We start from the raw sequence: 1,957 nt of genomic DNA on the forward strand, positions 1-1,957 counted from the left end.
CACATCAGCCGCCGCCAGCCGCGCACTCTCCAACGCCGCCCGGATCACCCGCTGCTGCGACGGCCCATTCGGCGCCGTAAGCCCACTACTGGCCCCGTCCTGATTCACCGCACTGCCACGCACCACCCCCAGCACCCGATGCCCGTTCCGCCGGGCATCCGAGAGTCGCTCCAGCAGGATCAGCCCGGCGCCCTCGCCCCAGCCGACACCATCAGCGTCCGCCGAGAAGGCCTTGCACCGGCCATCCCGGGCCAGCCCACGCTGCCGACTGAAACCGACGAACGGATAGGGGTTGACCAGGACGGACACGCCGCCGGTGAGCGCCAGCGAGCATTCGCCGGCACGGAGTGCCTGAGCGGCGAGGTGCAGCGCCACCAGCGACGACGAACACGCCGTGTCCACCGTCACCGCCGGCCCCTCAAGACCCAGCGCATACGAGATCCGGCCGGAGAGCAGGCTGGACGATCCGCCGGTGATGGCGTAGCCCTCCGCGCTGTCGGGGATCTGCCGGCTGCTGGAGACGTAGTCGGACCGGGCCGCCCCGGCGAACACCCCGACCTCGCGGCCACGGAGCGAGGCCGGGTCGATTCCCGCGCGTTCGATCGCCTGCCAGGACGCCTCCAGGAGCAGCCGCTGCTGCGGATCCATGGACAGTGCTTCGCGGGGTGAGATTCCGAAGAATGCCGCGTCGAAGTCACCGGCCCCGTGGACGAACGCGCCCTCGCGTGCGTAACTCTTGCCGGGCACGTCGGGGTCCGGGTCGTACAGCGATTCCAGGTCCCAGCCCCGGTCATCAGGGAACTCGGCGACCGCGTCTTCGCCCTGGACGAGCAACCGCCAATAGTCCTCGGGGGATTCGATGCCCCCGGGAAAACGGCACCCGATTCCGATGATCGCTATCGGTTCCCTCGACTTGGTCTCGGCGGCATGCAGCCGCTGCCGGGTCTCGGACAGGTCTGTCATGACGCGCTTGAGGTAACCCCGAAGCTTGTCTTCCACGCCGACCATTTCGCTTCTTCTCCCACTCGATAAAGTGCCGATCAGGAGGGCGTATTACTCGAGCCCGAGTTCTTCGTCGATCAGCGCGAACATTTCGTCGTCCGTGGCGGACTCGATCACCGATCGGTCGATGACGCCGTTGGCCTTGGAGTCCGGTCCGCCGTCGTCCACCTTCCAGAGCAGATCCCGTAGGCGCTCGACGAGCTGGGTGCGTGCGCCGTCGGTGACGGACTCCGCCAGCACAGCCGCCTCGATCTGCCGGAGGCTTTCGAGGAGGGACTCCTGGCTGTCGCCGCCGTCCTGTGCCAGTTCGGCCTGGAGATGCCGGCTGAGCGCGGAAGGGTTGGGGTGGTCGTAGATGACCGAGGGAGGGAGTTTGAGTCCGGTCACCGCGTTGAGCCGGTTCCGTAGTTCCACCGCGGTGAGGGAGGAGAAGCCCGATTCGAGGAAGCCGCGCTGGGAGTCGATCTCCTGGAACTCCGCATGCCCCAGAACGGCACCGGCCTCGCCGCGAACCAGGTCCAGGAGCATCCGGCGTTGCTCGGCCGGGGACATGCCGGTCAAGCGCTGGGCGAAGGGGGAGCGGGGCGCGGAGTCCGTCTGCGCCGCAGGGATGTCCGCAGTCATCTGGGCGTCGGGCAGCTCGTCCAGCAGGGTGCTCGGCCGGGCCGCTGTGTAGAGGGAAGCGAAGCGTTTCCAGTCCATGTCGGTGACGCTGAGGACGGTCTCGTTCTGGTCCAGCGCCTGGTGCAGCACCGAGATCGCCTGATCCGGATCCATCGCGCGCAGCCCGCGAAGGCTCAGCTCCTCCCCCATGCCCTGTTCATTGGCCAGTCCTTCGCCGTGCCACATGCCCCAGGCCACCGAGGTCGCGACCACGCCCCGTGCCCGACGCTGTTCCGCCAGCGCATCGAGATGGGCATTCGCCGCCGCGTACGCCCCCTGCCCACTGCCACCC

General features: G+C 68.4%; 2 protein-coding genes. Both read right to left on the reverse strand.

All coding sequences use genetic code 11. The features are described 5' to 3' along the window. Positions 1–999, reverse strand: a 999-nt coding sequence (locus G6048_RS47930; protein ID WP_408056254.1) for a beta-ketoacyl synthase N-terminal-like domain-containing protein, incomplete at its 3' end; no start/stop codon positions are given. Between the two features lie 54 nt (positions 1,000–1,053). Continuing rightward, positions 1,054–1,957 (reverse strand): beta-ketoacyl reductase (locus G6048_RS47935; protein ID WP_165345873.1); only part of this gene is annotated, 904 nt, incomplete at its 5' end.

The organism is Streptomyces ureilyticus (assembly GCF_011045025.1).
Taxonomy (GTDB): Bacteria; Actinomycetota; Actinomycetes; order Streptomycetales; family Streptomycetaceae; genus Streptomyces; species Streptomyces ureilyticus.